General features: G+C 60.6%; 3 protein-coding genes. 2 read left to right on the top strand and 1 reads right to left on the bottom strand.

Annotated features, from left to right (window positions below):
- The first annotated feature begins 2,067 nt into the window (after window positions 1-2,067).
- The gene (locus EOA60_RS39200; protein ID WP_127336114.1) at window positions 2,068-2,289 is read left to right on the top strand and encodes a hypothetical protein; all 222 of its coding nucleotides are present in this window, start codon (window positions 2,068-2,070) and stop codon (window positions 2,287-2,289) included.
- 40 nt (window positions 2,290-2,329) lie between these two features.
- Here the strand turns inward: EOA60_RS39200 and EOA60_RS25005 are convergent, their stop codons facing one another.
- Window positions 2,330-2,539: a cold-shock protein gene (locus tag EOA60_RS25005; RefSeq protein ID WP_127336116.1), complete on the bottom strand. Its 210-nt coding sequence runs from the start codon at window positions 2,537-2,539 to the stop codon at window positions 2,330-2,332.
- Window positions 2,540-2,816: 277 nt separating this feature from the next.
- Between EOA60_RS25005 and EOA60_RS25000 the strand changes: the two genes are divergently transcribed.
- A partial coding sequence (locus EOA60_RS25000) for a DUF1403 family protein (RefSeq protein ID WP_128312061.1) occupies window positions 2,817-3,345 on the top strand: 529 nt, incomplete at its 3' end.

Genomic DNA, 3,345 nt, shown 5'->3' with positions numbered 1-3,345 from the left:
GCCTTGACAGTTCCGCGGCATCCGTGGCGATGAGTTCGCGGAGGCTTTCGCCCGCGGGGCTGCTTTGGCTGACCTTGTCCAACACCGGCCTCTCCTGATCTGCGCATTTTGGCCAAGAGGCGACAGAAATGCGCTGATGAAGATGGACTGATTCTGGACGACCGACAAACCCTTTTTGGTTAATGAAAGGTTAACGCGGCCAAGCTGCTAGGTGAGTCTGCGTCGGCCTGCAATTGTAAAGAATCAAAGCGGAGCACTACTGTGTCGGCTAGATATTTGTCGCCGGAACGAGCATAGGACTGCACGGCGGGAGCCATTGGGCCACACCGCTCCCGCCTTGATAGATGGCAGTTTGACGAAACTATTCGGAACCGTCGGTTGCTCGGCAAAGCCGTAACCCTCATCATTGGCGGCGGTTGTACGTGTGCAACTCCCCTGACCTGGTTGGTAGTCGAAATCGTTGCCGCCCAGAGAAATGACGCGCCTCGCCGACGATTTTTCACGCTGACTTTCGTAGGCACGTCGGTCCGAGGCGGCAAGCTTGCGTTGCTGAACCGGGCGTCACCGCTTTGCAGCCGAATGTTGTACGCGTCGTGGGGAATTCCAGAATTTCGGAGTGCTCGCCGACATGGGTGTCGAGCGTACTTCCACGCAGCCTGAACATGGATCACGCGCACGGCACCAAGTTGTACATGTACAACGAATGCGACTCCTGCATCCGCCTGCCCCTTTTCCGACGAACTTTGGCTGACCGGCATAGACCACATAGGAACCCTCACCATGCTGCATATCCCAGGAGGGCGCAAAGACGCGATAGTGGCCGTGCTAGAGGGTGCACGGTCGTATTACCCGCAAGATCTATCCGCTCGTCTTTGAACCCCGGCCCTTATTGCTCTGCGGCGCCCGCGGCGTCCCCTCGACTGGAATATCCTCCGAGGAAGATAGAAGCTGCGTACGGCCAGAGATTGCGAGTCCCACGACCTGCGCAATATCCGGAACTGTCCTCCGGCTAGACGTATCGGCCACCCAGATCTTGGCCGGCGTCACACAGCAGGGCCCGTTCGAATTTGCTTCGTCCGTGCCGCCAGGAGCGTGAGCCGCGGGCAGGCGCGAAGGCTGCCTCCGATGATGATGGAACTCCAGTGCTCGCTGCCGGGCAGGCGAGGGACCATGATCGTCGGGTCGCATGCGGCTCAGCGTCCACGGACCCTATGGGACCCACACCATACCAATTTGCTGGCTCGCTCGCCGCTCCCTAAGCGCGCGCAAGGCAGGAGAGTTGCACACCAAGAAGATCAGCCAAGCCACAGTGGCATCACAGATCTGGCATTGGCCCACGCGAAGCGGCCACAGTCTATGCCCCAGGACGCCAAACAGGTTTCCCGAGGCTCGACGCCTATGTAGTCGTCGCAACCTTCATCGCTGCAAGGCACGCAGGGCACCTAGTCCGGGATTCGAGCACTTGGCCAGCGCCAATTTCCTTCGACAACAGTCGGTCTGCAGGCACCTAATTCCCAACGCTCAGCCTACCATTTCTCGCCGGCTGCAGAGACGGGCCTTGGCACATTTGCAGAATACCGATCGCTATTCCACCGCCGGCTTCCGACTGCGCAAACCAGTGGGCGGCGGTTGCACACGTACAACTGCAATGTGGTCCAATGTCGTTTGGGCCCTTGAACGCTTATGCTCATCGTCCAGCCCGCTGCCTGCCCAGCACGCTGCCATCTATGTGCGGCCCAGTAACCCTAATAGTTCGTTAACAACATGGGGCGTGCATGCCGGTCTCGACGCTAGTTACTCGGGCCGGGAAGGGGAGGGAGGTCTATCCATCCTGACATGAATTTATTTGGCGTCGTGCTAACAGTGTCGTTGAAAGTGCGGTCCCTAATCGGGCTTGCCATGATATGAAGGAGAAATCACACGTCCAGGATTAACCGCCGCGCTGTGCTTTTCCACTCAGGCAGCGCCATCTTTGCCTCGACACTTACGGCGGTGGCTCACGCCACTGATGCCCAACGCCCGCAACAGGAGCCCTCTTGCGAACTGCGAGCATTGGTTGAGTCACACATGACCGCATACGAGGCGTTCGGTAAGGTCGTACAGGAAGTGGGCGGCAAGGGCCGCGACTACGACAATGCCAACCGAGAGGAGGAGCGGGCGCTCCTAGCCATCTGCGCCTATCCTGCTATTACGCAAGCCGATCGTTTGACCAGACCCCGATACCTTCTGGAGGTCGAGGCGCTCGACCTGCCAGAGCAGATGAAGGCTCTTATTCACTCGATCATGTGAAAGGGATGAAGCCGACCGCAGTATAACCGGTCAGCCTCCATCAAATCGTCCGAAGTTCGCCGGCTGACGTCTTTCCAGAACGCTTGTCCTGCACCAGTTCGTAGCTAATCCTCTGGCCATCATTGAGGCCACGCAAGCCGGAGCGCTCCACGGCAGAAATATGCACGAACACATCGGGGCCGCCTTGATCAGGCTGAATGAAACCAAATCCTTTTTGGGAGTTGAACCACTTCACTGTTCCCGTAGCCATACAAGCCCTCTCTGAATAACCGACCACCGATCGCCGACCTTTCGGCGCAACCAGCACCCAAACATATTCCACGACTGTCATCCATTGCCAATATGCTGATGCCCCTTGGTCCCGGACCGGCTAAATCCAATACGGGAACCTGACGATTAGACGGTCACTCATCAGCGCTAACTGATTGATAAGGCAACATTATCATTCGTTTTGTATGCCCGACAAGCTGTGCGTTTTGGCACGAAAATCTTGGCATAAAGCGCACGGGCATTTTATCGTCGGAAGCATGATTCGCCTCGACCCCGCGACCGCCAGTTCCGCTGCGCTACCCACCGTTCCGGCCTGGGCGCTTGCCGCCGGCGGCGGGGCAAGTGACGCCGACGTGGCCTTCGAGGCCGGCGCCGCCCTGGGCGCGCTCGACAGCCTTGCCCGGGCGCAGCCTGCCTGGGCCGGCGCCTGGCGCCAGCGGCTGGCGCTCAAATGCGCCGCCGCCAGCATGCGGCTCGCCGGCCGCGCCGAGGATGAAGCCGCCCTGCGCGACGCCTGGCAGCTCTGCCCGGCCGGCGCCGATCCCGGTCCCGCCGGCGCCATTTTTGGCGCCTGGCGCCAGCTGACGCTGCAGCCGTCGCCGGTTAGCGCCGATCGGCTGGCGAAAGGGGCCGAGATGCTCGGGCTCGCCTGGGACGACGAGGCGCTCGCCGACCTCTGCACGAAGATCGAAGACGTGGCGGGCTCGCGGCGGCCGGCGCCGTTCGCCGCCGCGGCGATCGCCGCCCATGTCGTCGCCCTGCGGCCCGACGCCGAGCTGTTCGCCT

This window comes from Mesorhizobium sp. M1A.F.Ca.IN.020.06.1.1, assembly GCF_004023265.1.
Taxonomy (GTDB): domain Bacteria; phylum Pseudomonadota; class Alphaproteobacteria; order Rhizobiales; family Rhizobiaceae; genus Mesorhizobium.
Note: the sequence above shows the minus strand (reverse complement) of the source record. Positions and strands in the feature narration are given on the sequence as shown.

Excerpts from the sequence above, each read along its gene's own strand:
- EOA60_RS39200 (WP_127336114.1), top strand. The coding sequence starts at position 2,068 with ATGACCGCATACGAGGCGTTCGGTAAGGTCGTACAGGAAGTGGGCGGC.
- EOA60_RS25005 (WP_127336116.1), bottom strand. The coding sequence starts at position 2,539 with ATGGCTACGGGAACAGTGAAGTGGTTCAACTCCCAAAAAGGATTTGGT.